Here is a 14,915-nt window from a genome sequence, read left to right on the forward strand (position 1 = left end):
CGTAGTTGGATCACTTCCTGGAGGTTCCGATGTTGGTTCAAGATGAGGTCGTTCGCACTGGGACGCCCAGGGTGTTCGTGTCGTACGCACACGACACACCCGAACACAAGCGCACAGTGCGGGCGCTCGCGGAGTTCCTCGTCCAGCGCGGCATGGACGTGGATCTGGACCAATGGGCGGACGTGGCTCGGATCGACTGGGGCTCCTGGGCCGTCGAAGGCATGTCGAAGGCGGACTTCGTCCTGGTTGTCGCCTCCCCCGACTACCAGCGCGTCGGTGACGGCGTCGGCCCGACCCTGGCCAACCGCGGTGTGCAGGCCGAGACCGCCGTCCTGCGTGATCTTCTCCACGGCGACCGGCAGACTTGGCTGAGCAAGCTGTTGCCCGTTCTCCTGCCTGGACACGATGTCGAGGAGATTCCGCTGTTCCTGCAGCCACGGGACGCGACCCACTACCGCGTGACCTCGATCGACGACCGCGGAGCGGAGGATCTCCTGCGGGTGCTCACCGGACAGCCTGCCCGGGTTCGACCCGACCTGGGTACGCGTCCGGTGCTGCCCCCGGAGCCGCCCGCTGCCTACGTCGCTCCTGTCGTGTCGCCTGACTTGGTGCAGTGGCGGCCTTTGAAGTCTCCGCTGGAGGTCGTGTCCCGCGCAGTGCTGCTACGGCAGCGGCACAGGGCGGTCGCGCCGACGGTTGAGGTCCACCTTGTCCCGGTCGGGGGCTACGAGCGGCTGCAGATGCGGCGGTTGAACCGCTTTGGGGACGAGTTGGCGGTGTTGGGTAGGCAGGAGGGGCTCTTCTCCGCCGTCCAGGGGCTCACTGTGGGCTCGACGGAACAAGCGTCCTGGGCCGCCACCGATGATGTGCGTGGTGGACCGGTCACCGGACTGGCCGTGTTCCGCGATGGGCAGCGGTCGTGCTGGACCGGCTTCCCGAAGGCGACCGTTGGGACCGTGCTCGTGTACGACGACCTGGTGCGTCGGATCGCTGACGCGCTCGCGCTGCTTACCTCGATCGCACTCCCCGAGCCCGCGGCCGTCGCGCTCTCCGTCGCGATCGAGCCGATCAGCGGGCTGCGTGAGGGCACCATGGCGGATCTGGCCAGCAACTCGGGGTCAATGTCCTACACGCAACTACCGGAGATCCGGCTCCCGGCTGAGGACTCGGTCGCCTACGCCGACGTCGTGCGGCACGGTGGTGAGATCGCCGATGAGCTGGCGGCCCGCCTGGTGATGGCACTCCGGGGCACGCGGCCGTTCTAGTTCGCGTAGATCGAGGCGACTTCGGCGGCGTGGGTCTTGAGGATGGCGTCGCGGCGGAGTTTCAGGCTCGGTGTCAGTTCGCCCGCTGCCTCGGTGAAGTCCCTGGGCAGCACCACGAACTCGCGGATCGCCTCTGCCCGGGACACCTGTTCGTTCGCCTCGTCCACCGCCGTCTGGATCTCCGCGCGCAGGTCCGGGTCTTCGAACACCTCACTGCCCGCTTTGCCGTGGCGGGCCGTCCAGGCAGGCAGGAAGTCCTCGTCCAGGGTGATCAGGGCGGCGATGAAGGGTTGGCGGTCGCCGATGACCAGGCACTGGCTGACCAGGGGGTGTCTGCGGACCGCGTCCTCCAGTACCGCCGGGGCCACGTTCTTGCCCCCCGCCGTCACGATGATCTCCTTCTTGCGGCCGGTGATCCGCAGGTAGCCGTCCTCGTCGAGCTCGCCCAGGTCACCCGTGCGCAGCCAGCCGTCCACCAGTGCGTCCGCGGTGGCGTCAGGGTTCTTCCAGTAGCCGGTGAACACCATGTCGCCGTGGAGTTCGATCTCGCCGTCGTCGGCTACGCGCACCGACGCGCCCGCGACCGGGCGGCCGACCGTGCCCACCCGGAAGTGGGCCTGGGTGTTCACGCAGATCGCCGCTGAGGTCTCGGTCAGCCCGTAGCCCTCGTACACCGGGATCCCGACGCCGCGGAAGAAGTGGGCCAGGTGTTCGCCGAGGGGGGCGCTGCCGGAGATCGCGGCCACGCACCGGCCGCCCAGGGCCGCGCGGAGCTTGGCGTAGACGAGCCTGCTCGCCACCGCGTGCTTGGCGCGCAGGACAAGGGAACCGGGGGACTGGCTGTAGGCGACCGCCACCTCTTCGGCGGCGTCGAAGATCCCGCCGTTGCCGGAGGCGTGGGCGCGCTGCTTCGCGGAGTTGTAGACCTTCTCGAACACCCGCGGGACCGCCACCACGAACGTCGGGCGGTAGGTGGCCAGGTCCGATTGCAAGGTCTTGACGTCCGGCAGGTGTCCCAGCGTTGTGCGCGTGTACACGCAGCACAGCGAGATCGCGCGGGCGAACACGTGCGCCAGCGGCAGGAACACCAGCATGGAGTTGCCCGCGCGCATCAGTTCCGGGAAGGCGGCGAGGTCGGCGCGGACCTCGGCGAGCAGGTTGCGGTGGGTCAGCACCACGCCCTTGGGGCGGCCGGTCGTGCCGGAGGTGTACACCAGGGTGGCCACGTCCGCGGACCGCACCGCCAGCCTGCGCTCGTGGGCGGTGGCGTCCGGCACGCCCGCGCCCAGCGCGGTGAGCTCGTCGACGGCGGGGCCGTCGAGCTGCCACACCTTCACCACCTCGCCGAGCCGGTCGACGACGCTCTCCACGGTGTGCCGGTGCGCGTCGGTCTCGACCACCACGGCCCGGGCCCCGGAGTCGGCCAGCACCCAGGCGACCTGCTCGGCCGAGGACGTCTCGTACACCGGCACCGTCACCCCGCCCGCCGCCCAGACGGCGAAGTCGAACAGCGTCCACTCGTAGCGGGTGCGCGAGAGCAGCGCCACCCGGTCGCCGGGTTCCAGGCCGCTGGCGACCAGGCCCTTGGCCACGGCCAGCACGTGCGCGGCGAAGTCCGCGGTGGTCACGTCCAGCCAGCTGCCCTCGACCCGCCTGCGGAAGGCGATCGCGTCGGCGAACCGCTCGGCGTTGGCCCACACCATGTCGGTGAGGCTCTCCTGCTCGGCAACCGGCGCGCCCGTGGTCACGCTGAACTCCCGCACTCCGACCTCCCGCTCGCCACCGGCGTCCGGCTCCGAAACTAGCCCTGCGCCGACCCGGCGCGCGCACGGCCCCGGACCACCGTGACATGCTCCGGGCATGGCGCAAGTCGACGTCGTGGACGAGACGTTCATCGTGGTGCCGCCCGCGGTGGTGGCCACCGCGTTCGGCGATCCGGCCGCCTGGCGCCGGTTCTGGCCCGACCTGGTGCTCGAGGTCTACGCCGACCGCGGCGCCGAGGGCCTGCGGTGGACCGTGCGCGGCGCGCTGGTGGGCACGATGGAGGTCTGGCTGGAGGCCGTGCTCGACGGCACCGTCGTGCACTACTTCCTGCGCGCCGACCTGCCGGGCGCGCCGGACGCCAAGGCCGCCGCCCGGGAGCGCACCCGCCGCCAGCTCGCCGCCAAGGCGGTCGCGCTCGGGCTCAAGACCGTCTTGGAGGACGGGAGAGCCCCGGGAGTGGGACCGGCCCCCGCGTAGTGTGGAACGGGTGCGGGTCCACGTCGTCTCCGATGTGCATGGCAACGCCGAGGCGCTGGCCCGCGCGGGTGAGGGGGCCGACGCCCTGGTGGTCCTCGGCGACCTCATCGACTTCGTGGACTACCACGACCACGCGGGCGGGATCATGGGCGCGGTCTTCGGCCCGGAGCGGGTCGGGGTGTTCGCGGGCCTGCGCCGCGAGCGCAAGCACGGCGCGGCGGCGGCGTACGCCCGCGAGCTGTGGACCGAGCTCGAGGACGCCGCCGACGTGGTCACCGAAGCCGTGCGCGCGCAGTACAAGGAGCTCTTCGCGGCGATGACCGCGCCCACCTACGCGACCCCGGGCAACGTCGACCAGCCCGCGCTGTGGCCGGAGTTCGCCGGTGCGGGCGTGCGCGTGCTCGACGGCGAGACCACCGAGATCGGCGGCCTGCGGTTCGGCTTCGTCGGCGGCGCGCTGCTGCCCCCGGACGCCCGGCCGCGCGCGGGCGGGGTGTTCCGGCCGTACCTGCGCACCACCGAGGACTTCGACGCCGGCGTGGCCGCGCTCGGGCCGGTGGACGTGCTGTGCAGCCACGTCCCGCCGGACGTGCCCGAGCTCACCTACGACGTGCTGGCCCGCCGCGCGGAGATCGGGTCGGGCGCGCTGCTCTCGGCGATCCGCGCGCACCGGCCGCGGTGGGCGGTGTTCGGGCACGTGCACCAGCCGCTGGCGGCGCGGCTGCGGGTGGGGGTGACCGAGTGCGCCAACGTGGGCCACTTCCAGCGCACCCGCCGCCCATACGTGCTGCGCTGGTGACGGGTAGCCTGCCGACCATGGCCGACGAGTCCACCCAGTCCATCGTCGTCGACGCGCCCGCCGAGCGGATCATGGCGGTGATCGCGGACTTCCCGGCGTACCCCGAGTGGGCGACGGCGTTCAAGCAGGCCGAGGTGGTCTCCCGGGCCGCCGACGGCAAGGCCGAGCAGGTTGCGTTCACCATCGAGAGCGGCCCGTTCAAGGACTCCTACACACTGGCCTACCAGTGGGCCGACGACGGCCTGACCGTCGACTGGTCGCTGGTGAAGGGGACCATGCAGCGCTCGCAGAACGGCCGCTACGCGCTGGCCCCGGACGGCGCGCGCACCACGGTCACCTACACCCTCTCGGTGCAGCTGGCGGTGCCGATGATCGGGCTGTTCCGGCGCAAGGCCGAGAAGATGATCATGGACACCGCGCTCAAGGAGCTCAAGCGCCGGGTCGAGAAGGGCTGACCCCGGGTTGCGCGTCCTGCTCTTCACCGGCAAGGGCGGGGTGGGCAAGACCACCCTCGCCGCGGCGACGGCCGCGCGGGTGGCCGCGGCCGGGCGCAGGGTGCTGGTGGTCTCCACCGACCCGGCGCACTCGCTGGCCGACGCGTTCGGCGTCCGGCTGGGCGCTGACCCGTCCGAAGTGGACACCGCGCTGCACGCCGCGCACGTCGACGCGCGCGGGCTGGTCGACCGGTACTGGCCCACGCTGCGCACGCACCTGCGCGGGCTGGCCGCCGGGGCCGGGCTCGACGCGCTCGACGCCGAGGAGCTGACCGTGCTGCCCGGCGTGGACGAGCTGCTCGCCCTCACCGAGGTGGCCCGGTTCGCCGAGTCCGGGACGTGGGACGCGCTCGTCGTCGACTGCGGTCCGACCGCGGAGACGCTGCGGCTGCTCGCCCTGCCCGAGGCCGTCGCGGGCTACCTCGACCGCGTGCGCGGCACCCGGCTGATCCCCGACCTGCGCGCCACCGCCGCCGCGGTCAGCACGCTGGCCGACCACCTGTCCGGTCTGCGCGCACTGCTCACCGATGCCGGGACCACGGGGGTGCGCCTGGTGCTCACCCCGGAGCGGCTCGTGGTCGCCGAGACCCGTCGGACGCTCTCCGCCCTCGCGCTGCGCGGTGTCCACGTCGACGCGCTGATCGCCAACCGGCTGGTGCCCCGGGCTCGTCGCTGGCAAGGCCCCGCCGCGGCCTGGCTGCGCACCCGGCGGTCCGAACAGGACGCCGTGCTGTCCGAACTGGACTCCTCCACCGCCTTGCCCGTGCACCGGGTGGAGCACCGCGCGCACGAACCCGTCGGGGCGGTCGCGTTGCGCGCGGTGGCCCAGGAGCTCTACGGCGACACGGATCCGCTAGCCGCCCGCGCGCCCGGCGCGCCGCTGCTGTCGGTAACCGCGGACGGCGCGGACTACCTGCTCGCCATCGCGCTGCCGCTGGGCGCGGGTAGTGATCTCGACTTGGCCCGGGTCGGTGACGACCTGGTTGTCACCGTCGACGGCGTGCGCAGGCTCATCGCGCTGCCGCTTGTGCTGCGCCGCTATACCGTCACCGACGCCGAGGCCGACGACGCGGGGCTCCACCTGCGACTCGCGCCCGGGCGGGAGGACTGAGTGAGCGAGCGCGAACCGGGCAGCAGACTGGCCGACGAGCTGGTGCTGCTGCTGGCCGCCGTGGCCGAGCGCGCCGCGCCGTGGCTGGACCGGGTCGCGGCGAGCAGCCACGACGAGCACGGCCCGACGCCGTCGCCGTGCGGCTCGTGCGTGGTGTGCGCGCTGATCGCGCTGGTGCGCGGCGAGCCGAATGAGTTGGCCGCCAGCAGCATCGACCGGCTCGCCGACGTCGTCGCCCTGCTGCGCGCGGTGCTCGCCGACCGCTGGCAGCCCGGCGAGCCGCACATGCCCGGCTTCCGGCCCGAGCCGCCGCCCTCGGGGCGGGTGCAGCGCATCCCGGTGCGGCGCCGGTGATCGCCATCGGCGTCGACGTCGGCGGCACCAGCGTCCGCGCGGGCGTGGTCGACCGGCACGGCACGGTCCTGGACACCGCGCGCGGGTCCACGCCGCCTGGGGAAGGCGAGTTGGAGGACGTGATCTGCGCGGTGGTCGGCGAACTGCGCGCCCGGCACACCGTCGGCGCGATCGGGCTCGCCGTGGCTGGGTTCGTCGCGGCCGACCGGCGGACCGTGTTGTTCGCCCCGCACCTGCCCTGGCGCGCCGCCCCGGTGGCCGACCGGATCGCCGAGCGCCTCGGGCTCCCGGTGGTCCTCGAGCACGACGCCAACGCCGCCGGGATCGCCGAGCACCGCTTCGGCGCGCTGCGCGGCGCCCGGGTGGGGCTGCTGGTGGCGCTGGGCACCGGGATCGGCGCGGCGCTGCTGGTGGACGGCGAGGTCTACCGGGGCGCGTTCGGCGTCGCCCCGGAGCTGGGGCACCTGCGGCTCGTGCCCGGCGGGCGGCCGTGCCCGTGCGGGAAGTCGGGCTGCTGGGAGCGCTACTGCAGCGGCACCGCGCTGGCCGCCACCGCGCTCGGTCTGCTCGGCAGGCACCCGGGCCGCTCGACCGTGCTGGCCCGGGAGGCCGAGCGCGACCCGGGGAAGGTGACCGGTCGGTTGGTGGCCGCCGCCGCCCGCGAGGGCGACCCGGTGGCCGCGCTGGCGGTGGCGGACCTGGCCAAGTGGCTCGCCGAGGGCCTGGCCCTGGCGGCGGACGTCTACGACCCGGAGCTGATCGTCATCGGCGGCGGTGTCTCGGAGTCCGCGCCGCTGTTCCTCGACGCCGCCCGCGACCACTACCAGACCCTGATCACCGGCGCGGGCCACCGCCCGCTGGCCCGCCTGCGCACCGCCCACCGCGGCGACGACGCTGGTCTGGTGGGCGCGGCCACCCTCGCGGCGGGGCTATAGGAATTCTATAAGCCGCTATAAGAATGCGGTGCAGATCTTCTATAGGGGACCTCTAGGCGTTGTTGGAAGTGTTTGAACTGTTCGAGGGAAACAGTTCGAATCACTTGCCAAAGGGGTTGTAGATGTTTCGGAAGATAGCTCTCACCGGTGCTGTCGCCATTTCCCTGCTCACCACCGCGGGTATCGCCTCCGCCGCTCCTGACCAGGGGACTCCCGGCCCGGCCGGGATGGACCGGGTGCTCTTCGACTGCGCGACCACCGGGGTCTCGTCGATGAACCGCCAGCAGATGTTGGTCAGATCGCAGCAGTGGATCGACGCGCACGTCATGTACGACCAGGCTTCCTGCTATACGAACTCCAACGGGAGTTGGCGCCAAGACTGCTCCGGCTTCGTGTCCATGGCCTGGGGGCTGGGCACGTCCGCGACCACCGACACGCTGCCCAACTACTCCAACGTCATCGCCCGCGCAGACCTGCGCCCCGGTGACATCCTCCTGCGCCGCGACGCCTCGATCCAGCACGTCGCCCTCTTCGTGCGGTGGGCCGACGCGGGTAAGACCTCGCCGGTCGTCCGCGAGGAGTACACCACCGGGCAGCCCGCCGTCGAGCGCTCGTGGTCGGCCTCCTACGCGAACACGTTCACCCCGCGCCGGTACAAGAACGTCGTCGAGTCCGCGCAGGCGAACACCCACGACTTCAACGGCGATGGCCGTGCGGACATCGTGGCGTGGGACCCGTATTCGAACCTCACTCTGTTCCCCGGTGATGGTGCGGGGCACGTGTCATGGGGCGGTGCGATGTGGCCGGGTGCCGGTGAGTGGACCGGCTACAAGGAACTCACCGCGGGTGATTTCAACAGCGACGGACGCACCGACATCGTGGCGCTGGACCCGTATTCGAACCTGACTTTCTTCCCGGGTGACGGTGCGGGGCATGTGAGCTGGGGTGGCGCAATGTGGCCGGGTGCTGGTGAGTGGACCGGCTACAAGGAGCTCACGGCGGGTGATTTCAATGGGGATGGCCGTACGGACATCGCGGCGTGGGACCCGTATTCGAACCTCACCTTGTTCCCCGGTGATGGTGCGGGGCATGTGAGCTGGGGCGGTGCGATGTGGCCGGGTGCTGGCGAGTGGGCGGGGTACAAGGAGCTCACCGCAGGTGATTTCAATGGGGATGGCCGTACGGACATCGCGGCGTGGGACCCGTACTCGAACCTGACTCTCTTCCCGGGTGATGGTGCCGGGCACGTGTCATGGGGCGGTGCGATGTGGCCGGGTGCCGGTGAGTGGACCGGGTACAAGACCCTCACCGCAGGTGACTACAACGGCGATGGCCGTACGGACATCGCGGCGATCGACCCGGGTTCGAACCTGATCTTGTTCCCCGGTGACGGTGCCGGACACGTCGGTTGGGGCGGCGGCATGTGGCCGGGCACCGGCGAGTGGACCGGTTACAAGGCGATCGCGTAGCAGCGCACCCCGACCCGAGAGGCTGATCATGAAGAAGACCGCCTGCGCGAGCGCCACCGCCCTGGTGTCCCTCGCCCTGCTCACCAGCGCCGCGACCGCCTCGGCGACAGTCGAGACGACCGACGCCCGGGCGCTCACCGCGAGCGTCGCCCCCTGCGGCCCGGGCGTCACCGGCGCCGACACCGCCATCGCCAACCAGCTGCACGGCCAGCTGACCTGGCTCACCGCCACGCACGTCTCCTGCGCCAGGGCGGTGGTCAACCAGGTCCGGGCCCGCGGTCTCACCGAGCGGGCCGCCGACATCGCGATCACCACGGTGATCACCGAGACCCACCTCAACAACTACAACGTCGCCCTCGACCACGACAGCCTGGGGCTGTTCCAACAGCGCCCGAGCCAGGGCTGGGGTACCCCGGCCCAGTTGGTCGACCCGGTCTACGCCACCAACGCGTTCCTCAACTCGATGCAGTCGTTCTACCCCAACGGTTCTTGGGGCAGCGGGGACATCGCCGACATCTGCCAGCGGGTGCAGCGCTCGGCCTTCCCGGACGGCTCCAACTACCGGGTCAACGTCGGTGCGGCGTCGCTGGTCGTCGACGCGGTGTGGCGGGGCACCGGAGGCCACGACTTCAACGGCGACGGCCGTGCGGACATCGTGGCGTGGGACCCGTACTCGAACCTCACTCTGTTCCCGGGCGATGGTGCGGGGCATGTGAGCTGGGGCGGTGCGATGTGGCCGGGTGCTGGTGAGTGGACCGGCTACAAGGAGCTCACCGCGGGTGATTTCAACAGCGACGGACGCGCGGACATCGTGGCGCTGGACCCGTATTCCAACCTGACCTTCTTCCCCGGTGATGGTGCGGGGCACGTGTCATGGGGTGGTGCGATGTGGCCGGGTGCTGGTGAGTGGACCGGCTACAAGGAGCTCACGGCAGGCGATTTCAACGGCGACGGACGTACGGACATCGCGGCGTGGGACCCGTATTCGAACCTCACTCTGTTCCCCGGTGATGGTGCGGGGCACGTGAGCTGGGGCGGTGCGATGTGGCCCGGTGCTGGTGAGTGGACCGGCTACAAGGAACTCACGGCAGGCGATTTCAACGGCGACGGACGTACCGACGTCGCGGCGTGGGACCCGTATTCGAACCTGACTTTCTTCCCCGGTGACGGTGCCGGGCACGTGAGCTGGGGCGGTGCCATGTGGCCGGGTGCCGGTGAGTGGACCGGGTACAAGAAGCTCACCGCCGCTGACTACAACAACGACGGGCGCACGGACATCGCGGCGATCGACCCGGGTTCGAACCTGATTCTGTTCCCCGGTGACGGTGCCGGACACGTGGGCTGGGGCGGCGGCATGTGGCCGGGCACCGGCGAGTGGACCGGCTACAAGGCCATCACCTGAGTCGCTCGGCGCGCCCGAACAGCGCCACTGCCCGGGACGACCTCCCCGTCGTCCCGGGCAGTGGCGCTGTTCGGGCGGTCGTACCGGACTCCTAGACCTGGGCGCCGTCGTCGCCGTCGGGGTAGTCGTGCGGGTGCTTGCGGGCCCGCAGCAGCAGGAGCCCGATGCCGGAGGCCAGCGCGACCAGGGCGATCGGGGTGGCGATCCGGGCGTCCAGGCCGATCAGGCTGGGCAGCACCAGCAGCAGCACCCCGGCGACCAGCAGCACGATCGCCACGATGGTGGCCGGGCGCAGCCGGGGCAGCGGGGGTGGCTCCGGCGGCTCGTAGTGCTCGTCGGCGTTCTCGTCGGTCCAGTCGAACTCGGTGTCGTGCGCGCGCCAGGACGAGGCGGGCGCGGGCGGCCGCGGCGGGTCGACGGGCTGGTCGGGCTCCTGCTCCCGCAGCTCGCGGCGCAGCTCGGCCTCCGACGGGACGTCGCGGCCGACGCCCTCGCGCTCCAGGTCGGCGACGATCTCGGCGAAGGCGGCGTCCACGTCCTCGGGACCGTCGCCTGGGCGGCCTTTCACACCCGATCTCCTGCCCGCTCGGCACGCACCCGCCGGACGAACTCGACGCTCCGGTCGAAGATCACCGGCGCGTCGTGGTCCAGGGTGGCCACGTGGTAGCTGTTCTCCAGCACGACCTCGGTGACATCGGTGCTGGAGACCCCGCCCAGCACCAGCGCGGAGTTCTCCGGTTCCACGACGTGGTCCACCGCCGAGTGCAGCACCAGCACCGGCTGGTCCACCCTGGGCAGGTCCCGGCGCACGGTCGCCCACAGCTTCGCCAGGCTCGCCAGCGCGCGCAGCGGGGTCCGCTGGTAGGCGTGCTCGCTGACCCCGGGCTTGGCGATGTCGTTGCTGATCGGCGCCACCGACGCGACCACCCTCGAGAGCACCGGCAGCAGCCGGGCCTGCTTGCGCAGCGTCATCACCGACGGGTTGACCAGGACCAGGCCCGCCACCTGCGCGCCGCGCTCCTGGGCCAGCCGCAGGCACAGTGCCCCGCCCATGGACAGGCCGAAGGCGAACACCACCTCGCACGAGGCCCGCAGCTCGTCGAAGGCCCGCTCGACCTCGCCGTACCACTGCGGCCAGGTCGTCGCGTTCATCTCCTGCCAGCTCGTCCCGTGCCCGGGCAGCAGCGGCAACCGCACGCTGTGCCCCTCGGCGACCAGCCGGTCGGCCCACGGCCGGAGGCTGACCGGTGAGCCGGTGAAGCCGTGGCTGAGCAGCACGCCGACCCCGGTGGAGCCGTCGTGCGCGTAGGCTTGCGCGCCTGAGATCGCTGGCACCCCGCCCCTCCTATGATCATCACCGGTGAGCCTGGGCTGTGGCCATCGTCGCACGAACCCGGCCGGTCGCGCCCGGATCGATCCCACCGGTCTCGTCGTTGGACCCACACCTGTCTGCGGCATCTCCTCCGGTGGCCGCGGTGTTACGCCGCCGGGCGCGGCGTTGTGCCAGGTGGTGGCGGTTCGTAGGCTCGGTGGCGACGCGGTGGAGACGGGAGTGCTGGTCGAGTGCTGTACTGGTTGATGAAGAGGGTCCTGCTCGGTCCGATCCTGCACGTGTTCTTCCGGCCCCGGATCGAGGGGCTGGAGAACATCCCGGCCGAGGGCGGCGCGCTGCTGGCCAGCAACCACCTGGCGGTGTCCGACTCGTTCTTCCTGCCGCTCAAGGTCCGCAGGCGGGTCACCTTCCCGGCGAAGCTGGAGTACTTCACCGCGCCCGGGGTCAAGGGCAGGCTCAAGAAGTGGTTCTTCACCGGCGTCGGCCAGATCCCGATCGACCGCTCCAGCGGCTCGGCCGCCCAGGCCGCGCTGGACACCGGCGTGCGGCTGCTGCGCGAGGGGAACCTGATGGGGATCTACCCCGAGGGCACCCGCTCGCCGGACGGGCGGCTCTACAAGGGCAAGACCGGGGTCGCCAGGATCGCGCTGGAGGCGGGGGTTCCGGTGGTCCCGGTGGCGATGTTCGGCACCGACAAGGCCAACCCGATCGGCTCCAAGATGTGGCGGCCGTACCCGATCCGGATCAAGGTCGGCAAGCCGCTGGACTTCTCCCGGTACGAGGGGCTCGCGGGCGACCGGTTCGTCGAGCGCTCGATCACCGACGAGATCATGTACGCGCTGATGGAGCTCTCCGGCCAGGAGTACGTCGACATGTACGCCGCGAAGGCCAAGGAGCTGCAGGCCGAGCCCGCGGTGGTGGTGCCCGCGCAGCAGCAGCGCGCCGCCCGCGAGTTCGACCGGGTCCCGGAGACCGAGGCGGGCTGACCGGGCGCAGGCCACTTCCTTTGCCAGGTGGCCGTTTCCCGCTCTCGTGCGGGTCACCCAATGCCGTTGACGGGATTGTCGGTGGGCCCGAATACTCTGCGACGGCATTCACGTTGCCGGCCGCTCGCCGGGTCGCCGAACGGGTTGGGGAGACGTTGCTCCGATCGGCGTACCGCGCTGGGTGGCCACATCCACTGGGGAGAGGTATTCACAGGTGAGATCTCGCAGAGCCGTCCCGGTTTTGCTCGCGGCAGCACTGCTGCCGCTGACCGGTGTCGCGGCCCAGGCCGCGCCCGCCGCGCCCGCGGCCCCGCAGGCCGTCCCGCAGGCGCCCACGCCCGCCAAGCCGTCGACCAAGAGCAAGGCCGAGCAGACCAAGAGCGCCCTTGAGGCGATCAAGCGCGACCTCAAGCTCAACGACCAGCAGGTCACCCTGCGGTTGGCCCGCGAGGGCGACGCGACCAAGGTCGAGCGCGCACTGCGCGAGCAGCTGGGCGGCGCGTACGCGGGCTCCTGGCTGAACGACGACGCCAGCCAGCTCGTCGTCGCGGTCACCGACGACGCCGCGGCGGTCAAGGTGCGGGCCGCGGGGGCGCGCCCGCAGGTCGTGCGCAACAGCGCGGCGCGGCTCGACGCGGCCAAGGCCAAGCTCGACGCCGCGGCCAAGCTGGTCCCGGCCTCGGTGCCCGGCTGGCGGGTGGACTTCGCGTCCAACAGCGTCGTGGTCCTGGCCGCCGACCCCGAGGCCGCCGAGGTCAAGCGCTTCGCGGCCGCGGCGGGCGAGTCCGCCCTGGTCAAGGTCGTGCGCTCGGCCGACAAGCCGCGCAAGTACGCCACCGACCTGCGCGGCGGCGAGCCGTACTCCACCCCGGCGGGCGGCTGCTCGGTGGGCTTCGCCGTGCAGGGCGGCTACGTCAGCGCGGGCCACTGCGGTCCGGCCAGCACGCCGACCACCGGCTGGAACGGCGTGGCTCAGGGCACCATCGAGCAGTCCGCGTTCCCGACCGACGACTTCTCCTTCGTCCGGACCACCAGCGACTGGACCCCGCGCCCCGACGTCAACCCCTACACCGGCCCGTACGTCTCCGTGCGCGGCTCGCAGGAGGCGCCGGTCGGTGCCGCGGTCTGCCGCTCCGGCCAGACCACCGGTTACTGGTGCGGCAAGATCCTGTCCAAGAACGAGACCGTCAACTACGGCGTCGGCACCCCCGAGCTCGTCTACGGCCTCACCCGCACCGACGTGTGCGCCGAGCCGGGCGACTCCGGCGGCTCGTTCATCAGCGGCGACCAGGCGCAGGGCGTCACCTCCGGCGGCAGCGGCAACTGCTCCGTCGGCGGCACCACGTTCTTCCAGCCGGTCAACGAGATCCTCTCCCGCTACGGCCTGACCCTGCTCACCGACGTGCCCGCCCCGGTGGGCGGCACCGACGAGAGCGGCACCATCACCGGCGACTTCAACGGTGACGGCCGCGCCGACGTGCTCGCCATGTACGACCACGGCAACGCGCGCACCGGGCTCTGGGTCTTCCCCGGCACCGCCATCGATGGCCGCGCGACCTACCCGTACCGGGTGTGGGACAGCGGTTTCGGCGCGTGGAACTGGTCCAGGGTCAACCAGATCGCCGCGGCCGACTTCAACGGCGACGGCAAGACCGACGTGCTCGCGCAGTACGACTACGGCAACAACACCGCCGCGATCTTCGTGTTCCCGGGCACCGCGGGGGAGACCACCACGCCGTACCGGGTGTGGGCCAGCGGCGCGGGCGACTGGGCCGTGGGCAAGACGAAGTTCCACGCCGGCGACTTCAACGGCGACGGCAAGGGCGACGTCGTCGCGATCTACTACTACGGCAACGCCAACACCGGCCTCTACGTCTTCCCCGGCACCGCGGCCACCGGCCCCGGCAACGTGACCACGCCGTACCCGGCGTGGCAGACCGGGGTGGGCAACTGGGAGTCGAGCAAGGCCAAGTACGCCGTCGGCGACTTCACCGGCGACGGCAAGGTCGACGTGACCGCCCTCTACAACTACGGCGGCGCGAACACCGGCCTGTTCGTCGTGCCCGGCACCGCGGCCTCCGGCCCGGCGGCCACCGGCGCGTACCAGACCTGGGCCAGCGGCTTCGGCAACTTCGACTGGAACCAGGCGAAGGTCTCGATCACCGACATGGACGGCGACCGCAAGGCCGACGTCGCCCTGCTCTACAACTACAACCAGGCCCGCACCGCCCTGTTCATCGCACCCGGCACCACCGGGCGCGGCTCCTCGGCCACGGTGCCGTTCAGCCTCTGGGACAGCGGCTTCAATTCCTGGGACTGGAGCAAGACCAAGATCACCGCGGGCGACTTCAACGGTGACGGCCACGGTGACGTGCTGGCCTTCTACAACTACTTCAACCTCGACACCGGCCTGTTCGTCTTCTCGGGCTGGCACACCCCGCTCCCGTACGTGGAGTGGCGCAGCGGCCCCGGCGTGTGGGACTGGCGCCTGGCTCGACTGAGCTAGTAGGCACCTGAAGGAGTGAT

Annotated in this window: 14 protein-coding genes; 11 read left to right on the forward strand and 3 right to left on the reverse strand. The window is 71.5% G+C overall.

What is annotated here, in order from left to right; translation table 11 throughout:
* Positions 1 to 77: 77 nt before the first annotated feature.
* The gene (locus tag QSK30_RS13900; protein ID WP_285502899.1) at positions 78 to 1,265 is read left to right on the forward strand and encodes an SEFIR domain-containing protein; all 1,188 of its coding nucleotides are present in this window, start codon (positions 78 to 80) and stop codon (positions 1,263 to 1,265) included.
* Here QSK30_RS13900 and QSK30_RS13905 read toward each other — a convergent pair.
* The gene (locus QSK30_RS13905) at positions 1,262 to 3,028 is read right to left on the reverse strand and encodes an AMP-dependent synthetase/ligase (protein ID WP_285502901.1); all 1,767 of its coding nucleotides are present in this window, start codon (positions 3,026 to 3,028) and stop codon (positions 1,262 to 1,264) included. The genes QSK30_RS13900 and QSK30_RS13905 overlap by 4 nt on opposite strands.
* Before the next feature lie 97 nt (positions 3,029 to 3,125).
* On the opposite strand from QSK30_RS13905, the gene QSK30_RS13910 reads away from it, so the two are divergent.
* The 8 genes from QSK30_RS13910 to QSK30_RS13945 all read left to right on the forward strand — a co-directional run bounded on the left by QSK30_RS13910 (position 3,126) and on the right by QSK30_RS13945 (position 10,070).
* On the forward strand, positions 3,126 to 3,506 hold the full coding sequence (locus QSK30_RS13910; protein WP_285502903.1) for a polyketide cyclase / dehydrase and lipid transport: 381 nt from the start codon (positions 3,126 to 3,128) through the stop codon (positions 3,504 to 3,506).
* Positions 3,507 to 3,516: 10 nt separating this feature from the next.
* Complete coding sequence (locus QSK30_RS13915; protein WP_285502904.1) at positions 3,517 to 4,305, forward strand: metallophosphoesterase family protein; 789 nt, start codon at positions 3,517 to 3,519, stop codon at positions 4,303 to 4,305.
* 17 nt (positions 4,306 to 4,322) lie between these two features.
* Complete coding sequence (locus tag QSK30_RS13920) at positions 4,323 to 4,760, forward strand: SRPBCC family protein (protein WP_285502906.1); 438 nt, start codon at positions 4,323 to 4,325, stop codon at positions 4,758 to 4,760.
* Between the two features lie 7 nt (positions 4,761 to 4,767).
* Positions 4,768 to 5,910, forward strand: a complete 1,143-nt coding sequence (locus tag QSK30_RS13925) for an ArsA family ATPase (protein WP_285502907.1) — start codon at positions 4,768 to 4,770, stop codon at positions 5,908 to 5,910.
* A complete protein-coding gene (locus tag QSK30_RS13930) occupies positions 5,911 to 6,264 on the forward strand; it encodes a hypothetical protein (RefSeq protein WP_285502908.1) in 354 nt (117 codons plus the stop codon). It begins immediately after the preceding gene.
* Complete coding sequence (locus QSK30_RS13935) at positions 6,261 to 7,199, forward strand: ROK family protein (protein WP_285502910.1); 939 nt, start codon at positions 6,261 to 6,263, stop codon at positions 7,197 to 7,199. Before QSK30_RS13930 ends, QSK30_RS13935 begins: the two co-directional genes overlap by 4 nt.
* 122 nt (positions 7,200 to 7,321) lie before the next feature.
* Positions 7,322 to 8,668 carry a C40 family peptidase gene (locus QSK30_RS13940; protein WP_285502911.1) on the forward strand — a complete coding sequence of 449 codons (1,347 nt, stop codon included), beginning with the start codon at positions 7,322 to 7,324 and terminating at the stop codon, positions 8,666 to 8,668.
* Positions 8,669 to 8,696: 28 nt separating this feature from the next.
* On the forward strand, positions 8,697 to 10,070 hold the full coding sequence (locus QSK30_RS13945) for an FG-GAP repeat domain-containing protein (RefSeq protein ID WP_285502912.1): 1,374 nt from the start codon (positions 8,697 to 8,699) through the stop codon (positions 10,068 to 10,070).
* A gap of 91 nt (positions 10,071 to 10,161) precedes the next feature.
* Here the strand turns inward: QSK30_RS13945 and QSK30_RS13950 are convergent, their stop codons facing one another.
* Together QSK30_RS13950 and QSK30_RS13955 are read right to left on the reverse strand one after the other, a co-directional pair.
* Positions 10,162 to 10,638: a hypothetical protein gene (locus QSK30_RS13950; RefSeq protein WP_285502914.1), complete on the reverse strand. Its 477-nt coding sequence runs from the start codon at positions 10,636 to 10,638 to the stop codon at positions 10,162 to 10,164.
* Complete coding sequence (locus tag QSK30_RS13955) at positions 10,635 to 11,405, reverse strand: alpha/beta hydrolase (RefSeq protein WP_285502916.1); 771 nt, start codon at positions 11,403 to 11,405, stop codon at positions 10,635 to 10,637. The genes QSK30_RS13950 and QSK30_RS13955 overlap by 4 nt, the downstream gene beginning before the upstream one ends.
* A gap of 228 nt (positions 11,406 to 11,633) precedes the next feature.
* Here QSK30_RS13955 and QSK30_RS13960 point away from each other — a divergent pair, with 228 nt between their 5' ends.
* Both QSK30_RS13960 and QSK30_RS13965 read left to right on the forward strand, forming a co-directional pair.
* Positions 11,634 to 12,389, forward strand: coding sequence for a lysophospholipid acyltransferase family protein (locus tag QSK30_RS13960; RefSeq protein ID WP_285502917.1), 756 nt, complete (start codon positions 11,634 to 11,636; stop codon positions 12,387 to 12,389).
* Between the two features lie 214 nt (positions 12,390 to 12,603).
* Positions 12,604 to 14,895, forward strand: coding sequence for an FG-GAP-like repeat-containing protein (locus tag QSK30_RS13965; RefSeq protein ID WP_285502919.1), 2,292 nt, complete (start codon positions 12,604 to 12,606; stop codon positions 14,893 to 14,895).
* Positions 14,896 to 14,915 lie beyond the last annotated feature (20 nt).

The organism is Actinokineospora sp. NBRC 105648 (assembly GCF_030269645.1).
Taxonomy (GTDB): domain Bacteria; phylum Actinomycetota; class Actinomycetes; order Mycobacteriales; family Pseudonocardiaceae; genus Actinokineospora.

Bases quoted from the DNA above. Each gene is read 5' to 3' on its own strand.
- QSK30_RS13910 (WP_285502903.1), top strand. From the start codon at position 3,126: ATGGCGCAAGTCGACGTCGTGGACGAGACGTTCATCGTGGTGCCGCCC.
- QSK30_RS13920 (WP_285502906.1), top strand. From the start codon at position 4,323: ATGGCCGACGAGTCCACCCAGTCCATCGTCGTCGACGCGCCCGCCGAG.
- QSK30_RS13940 (WP_285502911.1), top strand. From the start codon at position 7,322: ATGTTTCGGAAGATAGCTCTCACCGGTGCTGTCGCCATTTCCCTGCTC.
- QSK30_RS13945 (WP_285502912.1), top strand. From the start codon at position 8,697: ATGAAGAAGACCGCCTGCGCGAGCGCCACCGCCCTGGTGTCCCTCGCC.